18 protein-coding genes are annotated in these 23337 nt (G+C 42.1%); 3 read left to right on the top strand and 15 right to left on the bottom strand.

Annotated elements, in window-relative coordinates:
- Window positions 1–133: 133 nt before the first annotated feature.
- The 5 genes from R8806_RS12005 to aspS all read right to left on the bottom strand — a co-directional run bounded on the left by R8806_RS12005 (window position 134) and on the right by aspS (window position 6416).
- Complete coding sequence (locus R8806_RS12005) at window positions 134–1060, bottom strand: rhomboid family protein (RefSeq protein ID WP_124316902.1); 927 nt, start codon at window positions 1058–1060, stop codon at window positions 134–136.
- Between the two features lie 13 nt (window positions 1061–1073).
- Window positions 1074–1898, bottom strand: coding sequence for a rhomboid family intramembrane serine protease (locus R8806_RS12000; RefSeq protein WP_087419625.1), 825 nt, complete (start codon window positions 1896–1898; stop codon window positions 1074–1076).
- The gene (locus R8806_RS11995; RefSeq protein WP_087419626.1) at window positions 1895–3328 is read right to left on the bottom strand and encodes a PSP1 domain-containing protein; all 1434 of its coding nucleotides are present in this window, start codon (window positions 3326–3328) and stop codon (window positions 1895–1897) included. The genes R8806_RS12000 and R8806_RS11995 overlap by 4 nt, the downstream gene beginning before the upstream one ends.
- A 108-nt stretch (window positions 3329–3436) precedes the next feature.
- A complete protein-coding gene (locus R8806_RS11990; protein ID WP_124316903.1) occupies window positions 3437–4564 on the bottom strand; it encodes a DNA polymerase III subunit in 1128 nt (375 codons plus the stop codon).
- Window positions 4565–4664: 100 nt separating this feature from the next.
- Window positions 4665–6416: an aspartate--tRNA ligase gene (gene aspS, locus R8806_RS11985; RefSeq protein WP_124316904.1), complete on the bottom strand. Its 1752-nt coding sequence runs from the start codon at window positions 6414–6416 to the stop codon at window positions 4665–4667.
- A gap of 432 nt (window positions 6417–6848) precedes the next feature.
- Between aspS and R8806_RS11980 the strand changes: the two genes are divergently transcribed.
- The gene (locus R8806_RS11980; RefSeq protein WP_124316905.1) at window positions 6849–7346 is read left to right on the top strand and encodes a CvpA family protein; all 498 of its coding nucleotides are present in this window, start codon (window positions 6849–6851) and stop codon (window positions 7344–7346) included.
- 98 nt (window positions 7347–7444) lie between these two features.
- The gene (gene tyrS / locus R8806_RS11975; protein WP_124316906.1) at window positions 7445–8737 is read left to right on the top strand and encodes a tyrosine--tRNA ligase; all 1293 of its coding nucleotides are present in this window, start codon (window positions 7445–7447) and stop codon (window positions 8735–8737) included.
- Between the two features lie 54 nt (window positions 8738–8791).
- Here tyrS and R8806_RS11970 read toward each other — a convergent pair whose 3' ends face one another.
- From R8806_RS11970 to R8806_RS11955, 4 genes are all read right to left on the bottom strand, one after another.
- Window positions 8792–9502 carry an energy transducer TonB gene (locus tag R8806_RS11970; protein WP_124316907.1) on the bottom strand — a complete coding sequence of 237 codons (711 nt, stop codon included), beginning with the start codon at window positions 9500–9502 and terminating at the stop codon, window positions 8792–8794.
- 210 nt (window positions 9503–9712) lie between these two features.
- The gene (hflX, locus tag R8806_RS11965) at window positions 9713–10945 is read right to left on the bottom strand and encodes a GTPase HflX (protein WP_124316908.1); all 1233 of its coding nucleotides are present in this window, start codon (window positions 10943–10945) and stop codon (window positions 9713–9715) included.
- 63 nt (window positions 10946–11008) lie between these two features.
- Window positions 11009–11701 (bottom strand): energy transducer TonB, encoded by a 693-nt coding sequence (locus R8806_RS11960; RefSeq protein WP_124316909.1) that lies wholly within the window; start codon window positions 11699–11701, stop codon window positions 11009–11011.
- A 282-nt stretch (window positions 11702–11983) separates the two neighbouring features.
- Complete coding sequence (locus R8806_RS11955; protein WP_124316910.1) at window positions 11984–12679, bottom strand: energy transducer TonB; 696 nt, start codon at window positions 12677–12679, stop codon at window positions 11984–11986.
- A gap of 221 nt (window positions 12680–12900) precedes the next feature.
- On the opposite strand from R8806_RS11955, the gene R8806_RS11950 reads away from it, so the two are divergent.
- Window positions 12901–13581 (top strand): 4'-phosphopantetheinyl transferase family protein, encoded by a 681-nt coding sequence (locus R8806_RS11950; protein ID WP_124317362.1) that lies wholly within the window; start codon window positions 12901–12903, stop codon window positions 13579–13581.
- Between the two features lie 20 nt (window positions 13582–13601).
- Here R8806_RS11950 and R8806_RS11945 read toward each other — a convergent pair whose 3' ends face one another.
- The 6 genes from R8806_RS11945 to R8806_RS11920 all read right to left on the bottom strand — a co-directional run bounded on the left by R8806_RS11945 (window position 13602) and on the right by R8806_RS11920 (window position 23300).
- On the bottom strand, window positions 13602–14675 hold the full coding sequence (locus R8806_RS11945) for a thioredoxin family protein (RefSeq protein WP_124317361.1): 1074 nt from the start codon (window positions 14673–14675) through the stop codon (window positions 13602–13604).
- A gap of 2 nt (window positions 14676–14677) precedes the next feature.
- The gene (locus R8806_RS11940) at window positions 14678–15763 is read right to left on the bottom strand and encodes a TlpA family protein disulfide reductase (protein WP_124317360.1); all 1086 of its coding nucleotides are present in this window, start codon (window positions 15761–15763) and stop codon (window positions 14678–14680) included.
- 110 nt (window positions 15764–15873) lie between these two features.
- Window positions 15874–16905, bottom strand: coding sequence for a hypothetical protein (locus tag R8806_RS11935; protein WP_167513928.1), 1032 nt, complete (start codon window positions 16903–16905; stop codon window positions 15874–15876).
- A 14-nt stretch (window positions 16906–16919) separates the two neighbouring features.
- Window positions 16920–18488, bottom strand: coding sequence for a RagB/SusD family nutrient uptake outer membrane protein (locus tag R8806_RS11930; protein ID WP_151412076.1), 1569 nt, complete (start codon window positions 18486–18488; stop codon window positions 16920–16922).
- 10 nt (window positions 18489–18498) lie between these two features.
- Window positions 18499–22089: a SusC/RagA family TonB-linked outer membrane protein gene (locus R8806_RS11925; protein WP_124317356.1), complete on the bottom strand. Its 3591-nt coding sequence runs from the start codon at window positions 22087–22089 to the stop codon at window positions 18499–18501.
- A 77-nt stretch (window positions 22090–22166) separates the two neighbouring features.
- Window positions 22167–23300, bottom strand: a complete 1134-nt coding sequence (locus tag R8806_RS11920) for a FecR family protein (protein ID WP_124316942.1) — start codon at window positions 23298–23300, stop codon at window positions 22167–22169.
- Window positions 23301–23337 lie beyond the last annotated feature (37 nt).

Raw genomic sequence — 23337 nt, 5'->3', positions numbered from 1 at the left:
TTTTCTACTTTTATCTTTTAACTTTTAGCTCCGATCTTTCCAACTACCCCCTCTAACTCCCCCCTGTGTAAGGGGGAGCCAGAGGGGGTAGTTGTTTTTTCATTCTAAATTCTATATTTTTCATTCTTCATTTTCAATTGTTTTTCGATTTGAACAATATCTCCTTTTCTTCTTTTGTCAGGCTTTCATAACCATGTTTGGAGATTTTGTCCAAGATACTGTTGATGCGGTCGTCTTTTCGTTTTTTGTACTCGTTATATTCCATGTCATTCATGTCCGAGACTTTCTTTTTGTACTTGACTCTCATGGTCTTCTTATGGAATAGGCGGCTGTTGCCTAACTTGGTGAAGAGGGATGAAAGTCCTTTGGTCAAGTCGAGATTGCGACGGAAAGACAAGGTGAAAAGATAACCGAACAAGGCTCCCCCGAGGTGGGCAATATGCCCTCCCGCGTTACCGCTAGGGATACTTAGAAGGTCTATGACTGCCGTGAAGATCGCTAGGTGAATAAGTTTCACCGGGCCGATCAGAAACACGTATATCTTGTAGTTCGGGTGATAAGTACACACGGCGAACACGATGGCCATGACGGATGCCGAGGCACCGATGGCCCACGACTGGTAACGTTCAAGCTCGAAAGCGGGAAACAAGGCGTAGGCTGCCATGTAAATAATAGCCCCGGTAATTCCCCCAAGGAGATACACTCCCGTGAGTTTCTGACTGGAGAACGTGTTTTGAAAGATCGAACCGAACCAGTACAGCCAGAGCATGTTGAACAACAAGTGTAGAAACCCGAACTGGGTGAACATGTAGGTAATTATCGTCCACGGCGTGTAAAGCAGACGTTCCGGCAGCGCGGGAACACCTACGTAAGGCAACAGGAGTTGTTCGAAGCCCCGTTGTCCGGCCAGTACGAAGAATACTTCCAGAATCTTGATGACGAGAAAAACACCGATATTGATATAGATCAGGCGGGTAAGTGTCGTTCCTTGTTTGAAGGAGTTCTTTATCCCATTCCAGATTCCACCTGAAAAATTCGATCCATACGCCCTGTTGTACATAACCTATCTTTTTCTAGTAAAACTTCTTGCTGTGTTTTCGCCAGTAAAGAATCAAGAAGAAACCGAAAAGCATACCACCCAAGTGTGCAAAGTGAGCCACGTTGTCACCTACCGAATTCTGTAAACCGAAAAACAATTCGGCGGCACCATACAAAAGCACGAAGTACTTCGCCTTGATGGGAATGGGAATGAACATCAAGTATAACTCAGTGTTCGGGAACAACATACCGAATGCCAGCAATATGCCGAAGACAGCCCCGGATGCCCCGATAGTCGGAACGTTGGTATAGGCCTGAATAATACTTTGCATGTAATATTCTGCCTGTCCGGCAAACTGCGAACTGGCAGGTGCGGCATTCCAAGCATCGACAAATTGCATCAATTGCGAGAGTAATCTGGGGTTGCTCACGTGAGAGCGGACGAACTCGGCGAAGACTCCCGCGTCGGGAGTACTTTGGAACGCGTAGAATTGTTCCTGCATATTGTGCAGACCGTACCAGCTTACCAGCGAGTGGAGAGCGGCTGCGCCTAATCCGGTAACAAAATAGTAGATAATAAAACGTTTGGTACCCCATACCGATTCCAGTATCCGGCCGAACATGAACACGGCAAACATGTTGAAGAAAAGGTGAGTAAGCCCTTCTTGCGTGAACATGTGCGTGATATACTGGTAGATCTGGAAATACTGGGATTGCGGCAAGTGCATCCCAAGTATATTGACAAGATCAACGTCCGACCGCTGGCCGATCATGTTAACGGCCAAGAAAACGAGTACGTTGATAATGATGATGATCTTTACTGCCGGGGTGATCCCGGCGAAGGGTCTATAATTATTCATTGTTCAGCAGGTTTATTATTTTCCTTGTTTTCCGGTTTATTGTTTTTGTCTTGTTTACGTAACACTTTCGGTCCATCCGGGCGATTTGCCGGTTTCTCGTTGGAACGATTACCCTGTTGGTTATTATTCCGGTTTTCTGGGCGGTGCTTGGGCCTGTTGCCTTGCCTGTTTTCGTTTCTATTCTCGTTCCTGTTTTCAGGCTTGTTCCCCGTGTTGTTGCCCGGATTTTCCTTGGGTTTATTCTCGTTATTCGTGTTGTTGTTCTCTTTCTGATTGTTTTTCCGGTTATTACGGTTTCTGGAGTGATTTCGTTTGCCTTGATTTTGTTTTTTCTCGTCAAAACGATTCAAGCTTTCTTCTCCCACCCCGTCCGTGTAACCGATGTTCACTTGTTCTTCTTTTTCGACATCGACAGCTTTTGCCGGAATTTGTCCCCGTTTGTTCATGGCGATGATCTCTTTCACGCGGGCGACGGATAGTTTGATCAACGTACCACGTCCTTCTTTATCGAAAGAGTAGGACATATTGCGACCGAAAATATCTGTTTTCTGGTGATAGAGCATACCTTCGCCCGTGTTCAGCCAGATATTGGTGGACGGGAAATCTTTTTGCTCGTCAATATAAGCATCGACCTCGTAATTCAGACAACATTTCAACTTACCACATTGTCCTGCCAGTTTTTGCGGGTTTAAGGAAATGTCCTGATAACGGGCGGCAGAAGTGGAAACGGAAATAAAGTTCGTGATGAACGTGGAACAGCATAATTTACGTCCGCACGACCCGATTCCCCCGATACGTCCTGCCTCCTGACGGGCCCCGATCTGTTTCATCTCGATCCGGATGTGGAATGTTTCCGCCAAAATCTTGATCAGTTTCCGGAAATCCACGCGGTCATTGGCGATGTAGTAGAAAATGGCTTTTGTCTTGTCCCCTTGGTACTCCACGTCCCCGATCTTCATGTCAAGTCCGAGTTCGGCAGCGATAACACGTGAACGGATCATCGTGTCGTGTTCCAAGGCGATGGCCTGTTGCCATTTCTCGATGTCGTGGGGTTTTGCCTTTCGGTATATCTTTTTCAAGGGATTACGTTCCAAGTCGACTTTTTTCAGTCTCATCTGTTCCCGCACGAGTTCTCCCGTGAGGGATACGATCCCGATGTCATGTCCAAGAGCTGCCTCCACGGCCACGATGTCCCCGATATTTAGTTTCAGATTACTGTTGTTTAAATAAAAACCTTTCCTTGTATTTTTAAACCGGACTTCCACGATTTCAGAAGGAGTGCATCCTTCCGGGGTATCTTCCATCCAGTTATAGACCGTGAGTTTTCCTGCCAGCAGGCGGTGATCAATCACGGGAACAACCTGTGGTTGTTGCTTTATATTTTTGTTTTCGGAGTTATTCTGTACTTCTTCTTCGTTTATCTCACTCATACTGTATTAATTGAAAATTGAAAATTGAAAATTGAAAATGGTGTGATATTTATTTTCGGTTTTCAATGGTTCAATTTTTAGTTTATATCTTTTAGTTTTTCATGTTTTTCACGGTCTGATGTTTTGCATCACCTTGATGCAGAGATCCGTGAAAATTATTTTCCCATTCCCGTTTCGGATGATGTCACTATATGCACGTTCAAATTCATCGAAAAGGGGAATAATATTGCCTTCATGAACGTAGGGAGAGAATCTCGTGGAGAAAGTTTTCTCCCGTTCAGTCATGTATACTATTTTTTCAATACCAAAGTTTCTGACAAAGTTTTCCCGTAACATACGGATGCAATGCATCAGGAAACTTTTTTGCTTTTCTCTTCCGAGAGAAGCGAGTTCATTGACAAATTCGTTGACGGGGAGCATTTTCCGTTCCCAGCAGAGACGCATCATCTGCACGAATTTCTCTTGGTTGTAAACAGATTCGTCGGTTTCGTTCAGCATGCGGAGGGCTCTCAGCCAGCTACCGGATGCCACGTGAGCGACTTGATCGGCCGAGTCCCGGACCAAGTGTTTTTGAAGAACCAGTTGTTTCGCTATGTTTTCTTGGGTCAGAGGGGGTACCTTGATCCTCTGCGTCCGCGAGAGAATCGTGGTGATGATTTCCTCGGCGTGTTCGGTGACCAGCAGGAATAACGTGTTCGGGTAGGGTTCTTCCAGTATCTTTAAAAGTTTGTTGGAACATTCCGTTTTCATCTTTTCGGGCAACCAGATGATCATGACCTTGTAGTCCGATTCGAAGGATTTCAGGTTGAGTTTCCGGAGGATGTTCCCGCTTTCTTCCGTGTATATCAAGGCTTGAGCGTTCTCGTCGGCACCCATGGCTCCTAGCCATTCTTCCATGTCTATGTATAGACTTTTGAGCAGAAGGCTACGCCATTCGTTGATATACTCGTCACTGATCGGTGTTTTTATCTTGGCTGATTTCACCACGGGAAAGACGAAGTGTAAATCCGGGTGAATCAGTTTCTGCATCTTTTTGCACTCCGGGCAGACCCCGCAAGCATCTTCATGTTTATCGCCCGTGCAGAAAAGATACTGCGTGAAAGCTAACGCCAAGGCCAGTGAACCCGCTCCCGTATCACCGGAAAAGAGTTGGGCATGACTGATTCTTCCCGTTTGCAGGGAAGTAATCAGTCTTTGCTTTATTTCTTCATGTCCTATGACGTCTTTAAAAAACACCTTGTTAATTTTAGATTTAATGATTTTAGATTTAAGATTCCAGCCGCACGAATCAACGCTTTTTTTTGACAGGAATCATAAATTCATTCATTTTCAATTGTCAATTTTCCATTTTCAATTGAATTCCCAGTTCCTTGAATTGCTCCGGAGAGATTTCAGAAGGGGAGTCAATCATCACGTCACGCCCGGAGTTGTTCTTCGGGAAGGCAATCACGTCGCGGATAGAATCCAACCCGGCGAACATAGAGGCTAACCGGTCGAAACCGAACGCGATACCACCGTGAGGAGGAGCCCCGAATTTGAATGCTCCCATCAGGAATCCGAACTGAGCCTGTGCGGCCTCGTGCGTGAAACCTAGACAATCGAACATTTTGGATTGCAATGCCGAATCGTGAATACGGATAGAACCACCACCGACTTCCACGCCGTTAATGACCATGTCGTAAGCATTGGCACGTACTTTACCCGGGTCGGTATCCATTAATGGAATATCCTCTGGCTTGGGAGAAGTGAACGGGTGGTGCATTGCATAGAAACGTTGGGTTTCCTCGTCCCATTCCAGCAAGGGGAAGTCTACTACCCACAACGGTTTGAAGACATCCTTATCCCGTAATCCCAGACGATTACCCATTTCCAAGCGTAACTCGCACAATTGGGGGAGGGTTTTGAATTTCGGACCTACTAAAATCAAGATCAGGTCTCCCGGTTCTGCCTTGCAGGTTTCTGCCCATACTTTCAAGTCGGCTTCCGTGTAGAATTTATCAACAGAGGATTTGAATGTCCCGTCCTCGTTGTATTTCACGTAAACCAATCCTTTGGCCCCGATTTGCGAGCGTTTCACGAATTCGGTCAACTCGTCCAGTTGTTTACGGGTATATCCGGCACATTTAGGTGCGCAGATGGCCCCGATATATTCAGCATCGTTGAACACGGCAAAATCTTTCCCTTTGGCAACGGCAGTCAAATCCACGATCTTCATCCCGAAACGAAGGTCCGGTTTATCGCATCCGTATTGCTCCATGGCATCCATCCAAGTCATTTTTTCCAGTTTGGGAATATCCACGCCACGAACTTCTTTGAACAAGTGACTGATCAAACCTTCGAAAACTTCCAACACGTCTTCTTGTTCCACGAATGACATTTCGCAGTCGATCTGAGTGAATTCGGGTTGACGGTCAGCCCGTAAATCCTCGTCCCGGAAACATTTCACGATCTGGAAATAGCGGTCGAAACCGGAAACCATCAGCAATTGCTTGAAGGTCTGCGGGCTTTGTGGCAGGGCGTAGAATTGGCCTTGGTTCATACGGGAAGGTACCACGAAATCGCGGGCTCCCTCGGGTGTACTCTTGATTAATACCGGGGTTTCTACCTCGATAAAGTTCAAGTTACTCAAGTAGTTCCGGGTCAATTGTGCCATGCGGTGGCGTAATTCCAGATTTTTGCGAACGCAGGAACGACGTAAATCCAAGTAACGGTATTTCATCCGGATCTCATCCCCCCCGTCGGTTTGATCCTCGATCGTGAAAGGCGGTACTTCCGATTCGCTCAGAACATTCAATTCATTCACGATAATCTCGATATCGCCTGTCGGTATTTTATTGTTTTTGCTGGCTCTTTCGATCACCGTACCCTTTACTTGGATCACGAATTCACGTCCGAGCTTTGCCACGTTAGCTTTAATTTCTTCGGGAGCCGATTCCTCGACTACCAATTGGGTAATCCCGTAACGGTCACGAAGATCCACGAAAGTCATGGCTCCAAGTTTCCGTACTTTTTGTACCCATCCGCTAAGACAAACGCTTTCATTCACGTTCTCCATTCTTAGCTGCCCACAAGTATGTGTTCTATACATAAATTCTCAATTTTAATTCTGGCATAAACATTGTGCGAAAATAGTAAGAATTTGTCAGTTTAAGGCATAAATAATTGAAAATTGAAATGCGGATACTGAAAATGAAGAGATCCGTGGGAGATCGACGGGAGTTGAGAGGGAGATCGATGCCTACGGGAAGTTGATAACGGTTTTTCCTAGGTATTAAAGACGATCTAATTAGTCGGGTTTAACTCGTGGGGGAATCGGCTTTGTCTCGTCTTTGGGGACCGAACTCCGTTTGAACTCGGATGTAATTCCTCTTGATTTGTTTACAAGGGGAAAGTAGCAGATTTCAGTCATTGGGTGAAACGTGTTGAAACGTGGTAACCAATCGGAAAGTTTTTTTCAATATTATTATCCCGATTTTGTGATGAAACGTGGACAATTGCTTATCTTTGAAATCTGAATGAAATGATTAATAATTTAACGGTGAATTACATTGATGTGATTATATTGCTACCGTTGGTATACGGGGCTTATAAAGGGTTTAGCCAAGGATTGATTGTTGAGATGTCAACGTTGTTTGCGTTGGTGTTAGGAGTGTTTATCTCGTTGAGGTATGCCGTGAACGTGGAGGGCTTTTTGAAGGATTTCGTGGCTTTGCCGGAGTCGTATGCCTATTACATCGCTTTCGCCGTGACTTTCCTACTGGTTATTATCGTGATGCACCTGCTTGGGAAATTGTTGACCAAGTTGATTGATATGGTTTCATTGGGACTGTTTAACAAGTTGTTCGGGATCGTGATGGGCGTGTTGAAAGCTGCTATCGTGGTATGTGTGGTACTTTTCATCGTGAATGCGCTGGACGTTCGTTATGATTTTATTTCGGCAAAAACGAAGAGTGATAGCTTGTTGTACAAACCTTTTGTTAACTTTGCAAATGGCGTTTACGAAAGTGCGATAAAATAAGCTAAAAATTGAAAGCTAAAAATTAAAAGATAAGAGTTGAAAAAACTCGTAACTTATTAACTTATAACTCGCGAAGGCGAATTAAAAATTAAGAATCGATGAATTTTGTTGAAGAACTAAGATGGAGAGGGATGATTCATAATATCATGCCGGGAACCGAAGAACAATTAGCAAAAGAACAAACGACGGCTTATGTCGGAATTGACCCGACGGCTGATTCGTTACATATAGGTCACCTCGTGTCGGTTATGATGATGAAACATTTACAGATGGCCGGGCATAAACCGATTTTCGTGATTGGTGGAGCAACGGGTATGATCGGAGATCCCAGCGGTAAATCCTTAGAACGGAATTTGTTGGACGAGGATACCATTCAAAAGAACATGGCAGGGATTAAGGCCCAGTTGTCCAAGTTTATTGATTTCAATTCGAGCGAGCCGAACGCGGCGATCATGGTGAATAATTATGACTGGATGAAAAATTTCTCTTTCCTTGATTTTATCAGGGAGGTGGGGAAACATATCACGGTGAATTACATGATGTCGAAGGATTCCGTGAAGAAGCGATTAAGCGCCGATTCGACAAACGGGATGTCATTCACGGAGTTTACTTATCAGCTGGTGCAAGGGTATGATTTTTTGTACTTGCGTCGTAATTATAACTGCCTGTTGCAAATGGGTGGTTCCGATCAATGGGGAAATATCACCACGGGCGGGGAACTGATTCGCCGGAAAGATGGTGGGGAAGCTTATGGTTTGACTTGGCCGTTAATGACCAAAAGTGACGGTAAAAAATTCGGGAAAACGGAATCGGGTAACGTGTGGCTGGACCCGCGGCGGACTTCTCCCTACAAGTTCTACCAGTTCTGGCTGAACAGCACGGACGAGGACGCTGCCCGGTATATCAAGATTTTCACGATATTGCCACCGGCAGAGATTGATGCCTTGATTGTAGAACATCAGGAGGCCCCGCATTTGAGAAAGTTGCAGAAGGTGTTGGCGAAGGAGGTGACTTGCCTGATTCACGGGGAGGAAGCTTATGATTCCGCTTTGGAGGCCTCCCAAATTCTTTTCGGTAATGCAACATCCGATGCGTTGAAACGTTTGGATGAAGACACGCTATTGTCTGTTTTCGAAGGGGTGCCTCAATTTGACGTTGCACGAACTGATTTAGAGGCCGGAATTCATATCGTGGACTTGATGGCAGAGAAAACTTCCATGATGTCTTCAAAAGGAGAGGCTCGGCGTGCATTGAAGGGAAATGCGATCAGTATAAATAAGGAGAAAGTGCAGGATCAAGAATTAGTAGTTACTCCCGAATATTTGATCGACGGTAAGTTTATCCTTTTGCAAAGCGGGAAAAAGAATTATTTCTTGATTACGGTGAAGTAAGCGAGTTTATAAAATAAATGAATAGAGGCTGCATCCAATGCAGCCTCTATTCATTTATTGTAATTGAAAATTAATAGGAACCGTGAAAGATACTCTCACCGGTTTCTGTCTTTGCTTTCCGGGAGTCCATTTTGGCATGGATTGAATGACACGAATGGCTTCCTTGTCTAGGGAAGGATCCACGGATCTAGTGACTTGCACGTTTGAAACGCTACCATCTTTCTCGATGACAAATTGTACAAAAACTTTACCTTGGATGTTATTTTCCTGAGCGATCATCGGGTATTTGATGTGCTTGGAAATCCATTTCTGTACATTGCCTCCCGGGAATTTGGGCATTTCTTCAACGACTGCGAATACTTCGGATTCCCCGGAATATTCATCCCCATACCCGTAGTCTCCTTCGTACCCGTTACCCGTGCCGCTAAAGTCGTAAACTCCGTGGTTGGCAACGTTGGCTTCCACGTCCATGATGTCCAAGTTGTCGTCCAAGTTTATTTCTTCATCTACGATCTCTATCAGGTCGGTTAGCCGGGGTGCGGGAGGTGGTGGCGGAAGAGCGTGTTGTATTCGTTGGGTGACGGGTATGATCTCTTCATCCAATTGTTCTTCCGTGTTTATTACTATGAAGCCTTCTTCCATCTTCACGTCGACTTTCCACTCGAAAGCAAGGAATATGCAGGCTAATGCTACGATTAGTCCGATCTCGAAGAAGATTCCTTTTTTGTTTTCGAGGTTTGCCTTTGATGATTTCTTTACTTCCATAATGTTTATTTATGATGGTTAAGCTTATACCTCTAATATACAAAAAAATAGCCAGAAATCAAAATAAACGAATGGTTTTGTCAGAAAATAGGTGAAAGATGTATAATTATATATATTACTGATTCCCAGTATAAAAAAGGAGCGGCATCCAAATGTCGCTCCTGAAGGGGAAAGGGTCTGATTTCCCTATTTTTTTTTCTTGATAGCACCTTATTTTGTCTCTTCGTCTATCTCGAAATCCCGGTACAAGAAATCGTTGAATGGGAAACGTGCCGAGTGAATGTCTTTGGCAATATCGTATATCTTTTCTTTCAATTCCTCGATATTTTCTTTGGATTTAGCTGAAATGTACACGGTTTCTCCTTCCTGTTTGGACATCCACATTTGTTTCAAGTCCTCTAGGCTATAGTTTTTCCGTTCGATAGGAGTGAGATCGTCTTCCTCCTTTTTCGTGTACGTGAAGGCATCTATTTTATTGAATACGGTAATCGTGGGTTTAGAATTATCCATTAGCTCTCCCAGCGTTTCATTTACAACCCGGATTTGATCCTCGAATTGGGGATGTGAGATGTCGACTACATGCAAAATGACATCTGCTTCTCTCACCTCGTCCAGCGTGGATTTGAATGATTCCACGAGGTGGTGGGGAAGTTTACGGATAAAACCGACCGTGTCCGCCAGTAGTAGCGGGACATTTTTTATGGCTATCTTGCGTACCGTGGTATCCAGGGTTGCGAAAAGCTTGTTCTCGGCGAATACTTCCGATTTGCTCAGGAGATTCATGAGCGTGGATTTACCCACGTTGGTATAACCCACTAAGGCTACTCGTACGAGTTTTCCGCGGTTTTTCCGTTGTGTGACCATCTGTTTGTCAATCTTGGCTAACTGCTCTTTCAGGCGGGTGATTTTGTCCCGGATGATGCGTCTGTCGGTCTCGATTTCACTTTCACCCGGACCGCGAAGTCCGATACCTCCTTTTTGTCTTTCCAAGTGAGTCCACATACCCGTCAGACGAGGAAGTAGGTATTGATATTGTGCCAGTTCAACTTGAGCTTTTGCTTCTGCCGTACGGGCTCTTTTGGCAAAAATATCCAAGATGAGATTGGTGCGGTCAAGGACTTTTCTTCCTTTTAATTCTCGTTCCAAATTTCTGATTTGTGTCGGGCTTAGTTCATCATCAAAAATGATCAAGTCAATATCGTTATCTTCGACGTATGTTTTGATCTCTTCCAATTTTCCTTTACCGACAAAGGTAGCCGTTACCGGTTTATCCAAGTTTTGCGTGAATATTTTTACGGTTTCCGCTCCTGCCGTTTCTGCTAGGAAAGCGAGTTCGTCTAAGTATTCACACATCATGTCGTAGCTGATGTTTTCTGATTGTAGCGCTACACCTACAAGAATGGCTTTTTCTGCTTCTTTTTTCGTGTAAAAATATTCGCTCATAAATAGGAAAAGAAGGGGCTGACGATGATCGACAGCCCCTTGTTATAATTTAACATGTCTTATTTACTGTAACTGGAAGTTGATAGGTACAGTGTAAGATACTCGAACCGGTTTACCTCTCTGTTTCCCAGGTTTCCATTTCGGCATGGCTTTTACCACGCGGATAGCCTCCTTGTCCAAAGATGGGTCAACGGATCTGGCAACTTTCACGTCGCTAACACTACCGTCTTTCTCGATCACGAATTGTACGAAAACTTTACCCTGAATGTTATTTTCTTGTGCGATCATCGGGTATTTTACGTTCTTCGCGATCCATTTTTGTACACTACCTCCGGGGAACTGCGGCATATCTTCTACTACTTGGAAAATATCAGCTTCTCCATCACTCTCTTCTTCTCCCCAGCTGTCTCCGTCGTAATCGAAGTTATAATTACTCTTGTTTTCAACATCTGCTTCAACGTCGTCGATTTCAAGTTCCTCGTCAATACTTAATTCATCTTCCACGATCTCGATCAAGTCCGTCAATTTCGGGGCTGGAGGAGGAGGTGGGGGCGGTTTCATCATTTGTTGAGTAATAGGAATGATTTCCTCCTCAACCTGCTCTTCTTGGGTAATAACAAACCCTTCTTCTACTTTCGTGTTGGTCTTCCAGTTGAAAGCACTCAGTAGAATCCCTAGAGCTATAACAAAACCGATCTCAAGGAAAATGGTCTTTTTCCCTTCAAGATCTGCTTTAGGTGATTTTTTTACTTCCATGTTATTAGTTTAATATTATAGTTCTGTTTTTCTCACAATTTGCGTGGGTAAAAATAGTCAAATTCATAATAAACCGCAATATTTCTCTCCTTTTTTTTGAAGAAAATGTTAAAATGATCGCTAAACTTCATTAAAATCTTCTTAAAAGTTTGGGTTGTTGTTCATATCAGGTTGATTTCATGTCGATGATAGCTTGGGAGAGGGAAAGTAAAAAAGGACAACCTTGATCGGTTGTCCTTTTTCGGGATGTTCGTATTGTATGTAAATCACTGTATGTTTCTCTTATTTTAACTGGAATGTGATCGGGATGGTAAACCGAACTCTTACGGCTTTGTCCCGTTGCATTCCCGGAACCCATTTCGGCATGGCCTTAACCACGCGGATGGCTTCTTGTGACAGATCCGGATCAGCGGAGCGTACCACGTTAATGGAACTGATGCTACCGTCTTTCTCTACCACGAATTCAACAAATACTTTTCCTCCGATGCCCATTTCTGCACATCTTGCCGGGTATCTTAAATTTTTCCTAAGCCATTTGTTCAAGTCTCCGTTAAAACGAGGCATTTTTTCAACTGTAATAAACGGAAGATCTCTCTCCCCGGGATCATCACCCTCGTCATCATACCCGCTCTGCCAGTCGGTAGCCTTACCCGTTAAAGAGCCTTTCGTGTTTTCGTTATCATCAACAACGTCCATCTCATTTTCAAGATCCATCTCGTTTTCCACGACCTCGATGAAATCCAAAGGTTTCACGGAAATCTTGGGAAGTGGTTGTGAAGCTCTTTGTGGTACAAAAACGGGAAGAACTTCCTCTATATCACTCGTCTCTACTGGAAACGTGATCTCTTTGGCCTCTTCCTGGTAGTATTTTGTCTCAAAGGCAAAAAACACCGTAGCCAAGGCTACAATAAAACCGATCTCGCGGAAAATAAACCGCTTGTTCTCAAGATCGGAACGGGATGTTTTCTTTGCTTCCATGACGTTTATCTTTAAATGTTATTTAAACGTTAATTTGATGTTTCAAAAATAGAAGATAAAAATGATATAAACAAGTTTTTTGCCGAGAAATGTGAATATTTTCTTAAAATTTTTATCTTTTAATTTTAAAATAACGTTAAGATGCCCGTGTTTATTAGGTTTTTTGGATTATTTGTTTTAGAAAAGAAAATAGTTGTCTCTAACTTTTTTACCTTTGTGTTATGATTGAAGTATTATTTATTCAAATTCCGGCAGGAGCTAATCGGGATAAAATGTTTGTCGGGTTACGATCTGTTGTGTCTAAAGAATGTTGTGCCGAAGTCCTCGGGTATGGAAACAAGGAAGTTGCCCTTCGCAGGTTGTTAGGAGAGGCATTGGTTCGTTTTGCTCTGAAAAAATATTGGAATCTGACCTCGGAAGATTATCGGATTGACCGGGGAGAGAAGGGAAAACCTTTTATTGTGGGTGTAGAAAATGTATTTTTTAATATTTCACATTCAGGGGATTACGTTGTTTGTGCCGTGTCTGATCGGGAGATCGGTATTGATATTGAAAAACGGGCAAAAGCTCGTATGGAGGTTGCGGGACGTTTTTTTCACGGGGAAGAGGTGGCACAATTGAAAATGTTGGAAGAGGATAAGCAGGATCAATTATTTTTTAATTATTGGTCTGTGAAGGAAAGCTTTTTGAAATATATAGGTACCGGATTGGCCCGCCCGTTAAATAGTTTTATTGTTTCGTTTTCCGGGGGAGGTGTGTCTTTATTTGAAAGGGGAAATAAGTTACCGCTATACGTGCATGCCTGTCCGGTGGATGATGGATATGCCTGTCATGTCTGTTGCGAGTACGAAGAATTAACGGGGATACATGAAATCTTTTTAGAAGAGATCACCGGGTGTTAGATGATCTCTTCGTGGGGTTATTACTTGATGCGTGTAATTATTCTTTCGACTTGTTTTGTTTGAGTCGGTTGGAGTTTTTTGCAGATCTCCTCCAAATAAGAACAAGCTTTCTCTTTCTGTTGTTGATTTGCTATTTGTTGGAATCCTTGGAGTTCTTGCAACACGTTCATTTGTTCTTTGGTATCTGTAATCCGTTCGGGTAGATCCCGTAATACCGTGAGAATTTCAGGAATCCTGTCTTTTTGCTTGTTGTCGATTATTTGGCGGAATAACATACAATATCTTAGTGAAAGAACTCCTTTGTAATGGTCTTTTTCAAAAAGTTTAAGGTCAGCGATACGTTTCTCGAAGTCTATTCCCATTGATTTAAAGATGCGGAATTCTTCTAAATAGGCCGACATGATTTTCTCTTCGACTTCTTGCTGTCCGATTTGTTTGCTAAAAGCTTTTCGATTGTCAACCAGATAGCGGAATAGAGGGGTGTCGACATTTGTTATTTCTGTTTTAATGAGGGACCAGTTTTCTGCTTCGCATAGTTTTTTGACTCCCAGTTGGGGCATCGTTTCTCCCAGAACGATTTGTAGTTTTTGTTTATCCTGTTTTTGCAAAATAGTTATATATTTTTTTAGAAATGCCTGCTCTCGGTTTCCCGCGGCGTACTCCTTGTTTAATTCTGTCAGTTCGATTGCGTTTTTGACTTTTTGCACGAAATTATCTTCGGGCTTTGACACGCCTCCCCCGTCCATGCGGCAATAGAGACTTCCGTCATGGTTGATAAACAAGTATGTCGGATAGATTTGTACGTTGTATTTTTGCGCAATATCAATCCCTTCTCCTTCTTGCATATCTTTCATGATGCAGATATAGTTCTTGTTGAAATATTCCCCGCATTCTTTTAACGGGAAAATAAATTTGACCATGTATTTGCATGGTCCACAGGTTTTCGTGTAACAGTCGATGAATAATTTCTTCCCGGTTGTTTTTGCTTTTGCTAGGGCTTCCTGAAAGGTTAGATCCTCGAAGTTCGTACCTTCTTGAGCAATGCTGTTGCTGGCTAGAAGAAGTAATAAGCTAATGATAGAAATAAATTTCATGGTTATGATTTTAAGATGTTTTGAATTAAGTCTTTCATTTCTTTGTCGGGACTAGGGGCAAATACGGTGATGATTTTTCCTTCTTTGTCTATGATGAAATAACGAGGTACTCCTACTATTTGATAATCTGTTTCAAAATGAGAATCTCCTGTGGGAGAGATAATGAGATTTATTAATCCGGTCATGTTGTTTTCCTTGATAGCTTTTAACCACTTATCCCGGGTTCTTTCTTGATCAATAGAAACTGTTAGGAAAATAATGTTTCCATTTTCTTGAAATTCATTCTTTAATTGAATGAACTTCGGCATTTTTTCAATGCAACTGCAACACCACGTGGCCCATACGTCTACAACGATGACTTTGCCTTTAAAATTACCGAATGTGTAGATGTTCCCATCCGAATCTTGTAATGAAGATAATGGTGCCGGTTTGCCTTGGCCCAAGAGTTCATATTGCGTGTATAGTTTTAATATTTCAAGTTTTAAGGGAGAGGATTCTACATGTGATTCTATGATTGGGCGTAGTTGGGCAATTTCTTTTGTACAGCCATTGTTTTGAAGAAGGAATTTTATTTTTTCCAGATAAATCTCATGTAATAATTTATTGTTACCGGAAAAGATTTCATTTAGTTTCGTGTAGTCATTATGATTGAGGGCTCTTGTGGGAAATTGTGTCGAGATGGTGATACCGTCTCTTGCTGCATCAAAAGACTCTCCTTCTTTTAAGGCGAGAATCATGTAATAATAATTCGTGAATTCTTCTGGAGAATTTTGTTGCATGAATGTGATGACAGAGGAGTCATTTAACACTATGGGTGAAATTTCCTGAAGTAAAAGTTGAATATCTTCTTTTTCTCCTTTACTGCAAATGATGTATTCTCCGCTTTTTAAGGTCATAAAGCAATTATTGATGGTAGTAAATGCTGCCGTGTTTGTTCGTTTGGTATTATTGTGATAAGTCTTGATAATATCTTTGGCGGAGGAAAAATTCTTTGACCATTCTTGCTTTAGATGCTGATATGCATTGAGGTTTTGTGCAAAAAGAGGAAAATATAATAGTTGCAGGAAAATTAAAATTTTTATCTTCATATCTTGTGAGAGATTATGTTTTTTTCGAGTTACTCCAACTCCCCTCCCGTGTAAGGAGAGGGGAGTTGTGGTGTGGGATTCGTAATTAACGAAAGGACTTTTGACGCACCTTATTTCTGAGGTCCTTTGGCTATTCCTTCGAGATCAATGTTGTAATTGTTTTTTATATGGTTTACTACGATCTCATATCTTGAGTTGACAAGAGGATATGTTTCCGGAGAATATTTTTCTTGAAATTCTTCTTTCGTGTAAAATATGGCTGCTCTTATGTAGGATAGATAGTCTCTATACGGGTAGGCTTTTGTGTCCCAACTTGCATTTGTATATTCGGATATACTATACGGCGAGCTTTCTTTACTAAAATCTCTGGCAAGAATGTTAATAAAACCTCGAGTTAAATAATAATCTGGCTTGTCTTTTTGACTGTTTGTAATTGCAGTGGTGTAGTCAATTCCTTGTTTAAAACTATCCGGTTCATTTATTACTTTGTTTTGTAAAGCCGCTTCAAACATTAGATAAAGTAATGTTGCTCTTTTGATTTTTAAATCTTGTGAATTAGGATGAGCAATTTGATCGGCAGTGAAGCTAATTGCCCAATAATCAAAACCGTCTGTTTTTAATCCTACAAAATTGCGGTCCCCCGTTCCTGTTCCGGTCCCTGTTCCTGTTCCGGTTCCGGTTCCCGTTCCTGTTCCGGTTCCTGTTCCTGTTCCTGTTCCCGTTCCGGTCCCATTGGGATCCTCTCCCGGGTACAATCCTCTTAAATTATCCAGCATATATATTTTGGCTGGTAACACTAGTTTAGCAATTTCCGGAGTTACATAATTGAGAACATGATTTTTGAGAAAGTCGACGTAATACGGTGTTTGTTCGTCTGTTAAATCATTCCCGTAATATAATTTGCCTGTACCCAAGGAAGTCCATTTGCGATTAAGATCTTGGGGGGTAATACCTTTATATAGTAAGTATACCCCATAGACATCGTGAATGTCCTTGATTTCTTTATCCCACGAATTGTTTCCTTGAGGGAATTCAAGTCGTAAAACCGAATAATTACCGGAAGGGGTAACATCACCTTCATTGTAACAGGAGGTTAATATGAAGATACTACTTATAGCTATTAACAATATGATCTGTTTCATGGCATACTATTTAATTAAAGGTTAATACCGTTGCGTGGTGCGGGGGCCAATGGGTTTTGTTCTAGTAAATTATTCAATTCCAAAGCATCGGGAGGTAATGGAATCGTGTATCCGGGATCATGTTCTTTGAGCGTGTAAACGAGCGTTGATTGCGCATCTGGGTGCCATGTGTGTTGAATTTGTGGCATTCCCCAACGGCGTAAATCAAACCAGCGATGATCCTCAAAGCAGAGTTCTCGACGTCGTTCGTTATGTATAAATGTAATTAATTTCTCGGGGTCCGTGATATTCTCGTTTTGATAATTTAAAGGAAACCGGAATCTTCTAAATTCATTTAGTGTATTTAGGGCTTCTTGTCCGGCATTCGCTACTCCGGCTTTGTAAAGCATGGCTTTTGCCTCACAGAAATTCAAGTAAGCTTCCGACAATCGAAGACTTCTACCAAAAGCATCATTCGTTGCAACCGGTTGATAATATGCCTTAGAACTTACGTTTATTTTCCCGAAAGCTGAGGGCATTGCTTCAAGCTCGTTATCTTCATTGATAATTTGAAATTTACTACGAATGACGTAACGTTCTTTACGCAGGTCGTTTTCTGTTTCGTCAAAACAATTCATGAGTTCTTTCGAGGCTCTAAAAAACGGATGGTCATTTGTTGAGGCGCTTGCGTTGTAAACATATTTGGTTACATCTGTAATATTTCCGTATACCCAAATAACTTCGCTCGACGTCGTGTAAGAGTGATAGTTTATGTAAGAGGGGATACTAGGGTCTTCTTCTGAGTATGTTTTGATTGTGTTCAAATCCAATAAATGAAAATTCCCGTTTGTAATGACATGATTTGCGAAGGTTGCGGCTTTTTCCCATTCTTCCATGTATAAATAAGCTCTGGAAAGAAGGAGATGAACCATGGGAAGGCTGGTTCTTTTGTTGGGTTGCCATTGTTGATCGCTCGGTAAGGTCTTATATAAGCGTTCGGCTTCTAGAAGATCTTTTATAATTTGAACATACACTTCTTCTACGGTGTTTCTCTTCAGTTCGGATTCCTCAATACCACTATTTAACTTCAATGGAACACCTAGCGCTGTTTTATCGTAGTTGTAAGGGGTTCCGAATATGTTGATTAAATTGAAATAAAGGAATCCGCGAAGGGCTAAAGCTTGGGCTTTTACCGAATTGATAGCATTCTTGTCATCGTTTATATCATCAACATAGTCCAGAATAGCATTTGCTCCTAATATCAAGGCATAATAAGAGCTATAAAGGTTTGTGTATTTCTCTCCGGCAGAACCCATAATGTCATACATGTTGGATTGCCAAGTGTAAGGAGCATACCATCTGTTTGCATCTGAACCGACCTGCACTTCTTGATAAGGAGCTGGGGCGATATCGTCATCCAATAGGTGGAGAAATACATTTAATTCTGTAATATCGTTACGAGGATAAGCTTCTCCAAGTAAAAGTTCACTTAAGGAGTTGGCGTCTTTGGGAACAAATTCACTCTTGGATTTGGGTTCGAGAAAATCTCCACAACTTCCAAGAATTAGACTTACAATGCAAAGAAATATAATTCGTTGTTTCATAATGTTATCTTTAAAATCCTACACTTAAACCACAAGAAAAGATCTTGGGCATGACACTATCTCCTAACTCCGGGTCGAATCCATTGAAACGATTACTGCCAATGACGAATGGGTTATTGAGGTTTGCACTAATCGAACAATTGGTGGCTCCGAATTTAGAGCATATCCGGGGTGGCATATTCCACGATACTGAAATTTGATTACATCGTAAAAAAGAGGCATTAACAACCATTGCATCGGAATTTGCCCACATGGAGTAAATGGAATTGGATTGTGTTCCGTCAGGAAGTTGTATGTTATATACGTCTTCGACGGAAGTGTATAAAGCCGGGTAAATCGTGTGTTTTTCATCGCCGGGTTTTTGCCACCGTTTTAGCAGGTCTTTCGACAGGTTATGGTAAGGGTCCGGAAGTTTCCCGTAGTTGAAATTTGCATAAGGATTCGGAAGGCGTTTCTTGGCACCGAGTAACACGGAAAAATCGACACCTAATGACAGACTCTTGTAGCGCACACGTGTGTTAACTCCACCCGTGAAGTAAGGGTCCTTTTGACCGGAATATACCAAAAACGTGGTAGGATCAATATCGGGGTCGATTTCGTCGAAATCAATGCGGTTGAAGGTAGGGTAACCTGTTTGCGGGTCAAGTCCGGCAAAAGAATATGACCAGAAGGCACTTAGTGGATATCCTTTCTTTAATAAACGGTCAGTACTACCGTTAAGGAAATTATCTTTTGTCAGTTTATCTGCTTTTATCCGGACGTCATCGTTTTGGGCTTTATTCCAGTTTTTCGATGCGTTGATACCGATGGTCCATGCGAAATCTTTTCTTTTGTATGGAGTTAAATTTATAGAGTATTCAATTCCGTGATTATGAATCCGACCTCCGTTTAATTTCATAGTTGCTATACCGTATTCTTGTGCAATATCCTGATTGATAATGGCATTTGAACGTCTTCCATAGTATTCGAAACTCATGGTGATACCATTAAACAATTGCATGTCTAACCCTAAGTTCCAAGTTTTTGTGCGTTCCCATTTTAACAGGGGATTGGGCAAACTGGATATGCTCAAGTAATATTCGTCATAACCTTCCATAATTCCCCGGTACTGGGCGATAAGATCAGGGCTTACGGAATTTACAACATTTCCTTGAATCCCGTAGGTCGCACGTAAATTCAATTGGTTGAGCCATGACAGGTAGTTTTTTATAAATTCCTCCTCGGCAATTCTCCAAGATATACCGAAGGAATATGTCGGGTCAAATTGGTTGTTGACATCTTGCCCGAATCTATTAGATGCGTCTGATCTTATGTTGGCATTGAATACGTAGCGATCTTTTAAAGAATAGGCTAACGTAGCAAAAAATGACACGAAATTATTGGTAATACTTGTGTTTGCCCATCCTCCTTGGTAGAGTTTATCCAGCGCACCCCAGGAAATAGGGACGACTCCGCCAACGGGAACAATTTCTGTCGGCTTGGAGGGAGAGACTAATATCTCGCCTCGTTCGGGAACGTATCCCCAAACCGTGTTTGTGTTATTTTTGTTTGCTTCTGAACGGATTTCCATTCCGGCCATTGCGTTGATCCGGTGGAATTCGTGAATGGTTTTGGAGAACACGATTTTGTGTTGCATATTGTACGAGGTATTGTTTGTCTCGTTTGTGGCCAGTTCACCTCCGAATGGTAATAACGCTGCTTTGAATTTGGCGGAACCGGATGACTCTGAGCCATAAGCGTAACCTCGATAGTTGAGTTCAATGTAGGATGTTTTCTCTCCTGCAAATGATTCCGAATTATTCAGGTTGAAAGCAATACTTCCCACGAATTGGTATTGAAGCCAGGTAACAATATTCCAATTCACGTTAAGTGACATATTTACGTTTTTTGCTTTATTTTTAGAGTAACTGTTTTCCATCTCGTTCAAGATGTTGTAACCGTATTCAAGTTGCCCGGTTCTATTTAGTTTGTACTCGTAGTATTGTTTATAAAATACCCGATCTCCGTTTTCATCAACAAAAGGAATTGCCCGGCTGGTTTGTTTTGCGTAAGTTTCAGGACTAACTCCCGGTCCATATCCTTTCCTGTCAGTAAATGAATTACTTAGATTGAAATTAACAGAAAGAGATTCCAGTAGTTGGGCGTTGACATTCAATCGAGCGTTAAATTGTGTCATGTCATCACCTTTTTGCGTTCCGTGGCTTGAAGAGTAGCCAAAAGAAGCATTGTATGTCACTTTCTGGGAACCTCCGGTAATACTTAAGTTATGAGAATGACTGACAGAATTTCGACACAGGATGTCAAACCAATCAGTGTTACACGTTTCCAAGTATTCCATCTGTTTCATGAAATTTTCTTCGCTGATTTGACGATTATTGTACATGGCCATTAACCCTTCATAGGTATATATTTGAGGAAGAGGATCGCTCTGGTACCTGATTCCGGCGTCATAAGCTTCTTTACTGAATTGAATCCGTTCTTTGGAGTTCATGAAGTTGAACATCCCGTAGTTAGGACGGGCTCTAAATGATAAATTCGTTGAATAACGAATGCTTGTTCTCTCTGCGCTCCCTTTCTTCGTGGTAATCACGATGACCCCGTTGGAAGCTTTTGAACCGTAAATAGCCGTTGCGGATGCGTCTTTTAAAACAGTGATTGTTTCAATGTCAGCAGGATTTAACCATGATATCTGGTTCCCGATCAAGTTTTTCATATCTTCCGTTACAGCGGAGCTGGCATCAATGGGGAGTGGGTCTGGCTGGATGATGCCGTCAACGACCCATAGCGGATCCGTGTTTCCGAAAATAGTGGAAGTTCCGCGGATCGTGATTTTAGGTGAACTACCTATACGAGAAGAGGAATTGACGACAACCATTCCCGGAATCTTCCCTTGTAACATTTGGTCGATAGAATTGTATGCCGGCATCATAATATCTGCGGCTTTTACTGTCGTGTAAGAACCTACCATGTCCCGGCGATTGATGCTTTGATAACCTGTCACCACGACTTCATCCAGTTGGGCCTCCTCTGGCTCAAGGATTACCGTCACGGTTTTCCCGGCCATGCAGGAGACCTCTTTCGTTTGCATACCCACGAACGAGAAAATGAGAGTTTGTTCTTTTTGTTCATTTAACGTGATCGTGAAATTTCCGTTTACGTCTGTTGCGACACCCGATTTTGTTCCTTTAATAATTACCGTTACCCCGGGGAGCGGGTTGCCGGCTTGATCGACGACTTTGCCGGTGATCGTGTGTGTCGAAGTCGTGGGGGATGTTTCTTCCGTCTCTTTCACGACGACCACCCCTTCCACCATCGAATAGGTTAAACCGAAGTGTTTTAGTACGGTTTCAATAGCTTTGTTTACAGGTACATTTTTCAGTACGAGGTCTTTACATCTTTTATCTTTTACTTTTTCCAAGTTGTAAAGAAATTTTACCCCGGTTTGTTGCCGAAAAGAATTGATCGCTTCGACAAAAGAAACTTCTTTGTAGTTCATGTTTACTGCTTTGCCTTGTGCTTTTAAGTTCATATGACACGTAAGCAAAACAAATAAAAACAGAAAGCTTGCAAGAACCTGCATGATTCTTCCTTTTTTTTTCATAATTTTGAGACGTTTAGTTATATAAATTAAACCATATCAAACCGGATTTTAGTTGGCGCTTGGTCCGGTTTGTTTTTTTATAAACCTACTGTTAAAGTATTCCCTTTTAATGTTAGTTTTACATCAGCACTTTTTTCGAACATCTCGATGAAAGTTATAATATCCTTGAAACGACTGAGGTCTCCCGAAAAATGCAAATCTTTTACCTCTTCATTCGTGTAGAAAATGTGAATATCGTACCATCTGGACAATTGTTCCAGAATATCTTCCATCCTCATTTCCTCAAACAAGAACATACCATCTTTCCAGCAGGTGAAGTACTTGGTGTCCACTGTTCTTAACTTACTTTCTCCGCTCCCGTTGATCGATAATTGTTGATCGGGAGCAAGGACAATGCTCTTACCATTCGGTAGATCACAAGATACTTTTCCTTGTACTAACGTGGTTACGAGTTTCTCTTTTCCCGGATAGTTACACACGTTAAATTGAGTACCGAGAACCGTGATGTTTCCTAGGGACGTCTTCACGATAAAAGGTTTGCCTTCTTGTTTTGTAACTTCAAAAAAAGCCTCTCCTACCACGGAAACTTCTCTTGTGTTACCCGTGAATTGGATCGGGTACCTTAATTCAGAATCGGCATTCAGCCACACTTTTGTCCCGTCTGCCAACACTAACGAGTATTCTCCTCCCCGGGGAACAACCAGCGTGTTATAGAGGGTTGCCGTTTGCTGTTGAGCCTGTTCGGTATCATACCGTAGCCCCATGGAATCGATATGAATGTTAATCCCGTTTTGTTCGTCGATTTTCACGGAGTCTCCTTTCAATTCAATTTCCAGACCATCATGTTTAATCAAGAAAGCTTTACGTGTTCCCGGATGTACTTCGGTAAGAAAGAGTTCATCTGGGGTAGGTGTCAATTCGGGAAGTTGCTGGAAATACAGGAATGTCCCTGTTCCGATTAGGATAATAATGGCGGCTGCAATTTTTAATAAGCCGGGTGACACCCATCTTTTTCTTGGTTGAACAACTTGCTGGTAGGCCTTTAGGTAATTGAAGCGTTGTTGTTCCCGAAGTTTTTTGGATACGTAACCCTTCTCTTGCAGTTTATCTGCAAGTTGTTTTAGCATATTGTCATCGATAGGTTCTTCCGTGTGTTCTGTGATCTTTTTTAATAGCCACTCGGTCTTATCTGATAATGCATTCCATTTCATCGGATTCGATTTTTATGCGTTATTTTATCTATAAATC

The sequence above is a fragment of the Butyricimonas faecihominis genome, assembly GCF_033096445.1.
In the GTDB taxonomy this organism is placed as follows: Bacteria; Bacteroidota; Bacteroidia; order Bacteroidales; family Marinifilaceae; genus Butyricimonas; species Butyricimonas faecihominis.
This window is presented reverse-complemented; position numbering and strand designations above follow the sequence as displayed.

What these genes read in the sequence shown, in the direction of transcription:
- R8806_RS12005 (WP_124316902.1), bottom strand. Translation starts at nt 1,060, where the DNA reads ATGTACAACAGGGCGTATGGATCGAATTTTTCAGGTGGAATCTGGAAT.
- R8806_RS12000 (WP_087419625.1), bottom strand. Translation starts at nt 1,898, where the DNA reads ATGAATAATTATAGACCCTTCGCCGGGATCACCCCGGCAGTAAAGATC.
- R8806_RS11995 (WP_087419626.1), bottom strand. Translation starts at nt 3,328, where the DNA reads ATGAGTGAGATAAACGAAGAAGAAGTACAGAATAACTCCGAAAACAAA.
- aspS (WP_124316904.1), bottom strand. Translation starts at nt 6,416, where the DNA reads ATGTATAGAACACATACTTGTGGGCAGCTAAGAATGGAGAACGTGAAT.
- R8806_RS11980 (WP_124316905.1), top strand. Translation starts at nt 6,849, where the DNA reads ATGATTAATAATTTAACGGTGAATTACATTGATGTGATTATATTGCTA.
- tyrS (WP_124316906.1), top strand. Translation starts at nt 7,445, where the DNA reads ATGAATTTTGTTGAAGAACTAAGATGGAGAGGGATGATTCATAATATC.
- R8806_RS11970 (WP_124316907.1), bottom strand. Translation starts at nt 9,502, where the DNA reads ATGGAAGTAAAGAAATCATCAAAGGCAAACCTCGAAAACAAAAAAGGA.
- hflX (WP_124316908.1), bottom strand. Translation starts at nt 10,945, where the DNA reads ATGAGCGAATATTTTTACACGAAAAAAGAAGCAGAAAAAGCCATTCTT.
- R8806_RS11960 (WP_124316909.1), bottom strand. Translation starts at nt 11,701, where the DNA reads ATGGAAGTAAAAAAATCACCTAAAGCAGATCTTGAAGGGAAAAAGACC.
- R8806_RS11955 (WP_124316910.1), bottom strand. Translation starts at nt 12,679, where the DNA reads ATGGAAGCAAAGAAAACATCCCGTTCCGATCTTGAGAACAAGCGGTTT.
- R8806_RS11950 (WP_124317362.1), top strand. Translation starts at nt 12,901, where the DNA reads ATGATTGAAGTATTATTTATTCAAATTCCGGCAGGAGCTAATCGGGAT.
- R8806_RS11945 (WP_124317361.1), bottom strand. Translation starts at nt 14,675, where the DNA reads ATGAAATTTATTTCTATCATTAGCTTATTACTTCTTCTAGCCAGCAAC.
- R8806_RS11940 (WP_124317360.1), bottom strand. Translation starts at nt 15,763, where the DNA reads ATGAAGATAAAAATTTTAATTTTCCTGCAACTATTATATTTTCCTCTT.
- R8806_RS11935 (WP_167513928.1), bottom strand. Translation starts at nt 16,905, where the DNA reads ATGAAACAGATCATATTGTTAATAGCTATAAGTAGTATCTTCATATTA.
- R8806_RS11930 (WP_151412076.1), bottom strand. Translation starts at nt 18,488, where the DNA reads ATGAAACAACGAATTATATTTCTTTGCATTGTAAGTCTAATTCTTGGA.
- R8806_RS11925 (WP_124317356.1), bottom strand. Translation starts at nt 22,089, where the DNA reads ATGAAAAAAAAAGGAAGAATCATGCAGGTTCTTGCAAGCTTTCTGTTT.
- R8806_RS11920 (WP_124316942.1), bottom strand. Translation starts at nt 23,300, where the DNA reads ATGAAATGGAATGCATTATCAGATAAGACCGAGTGGCTATTAAAAAAG.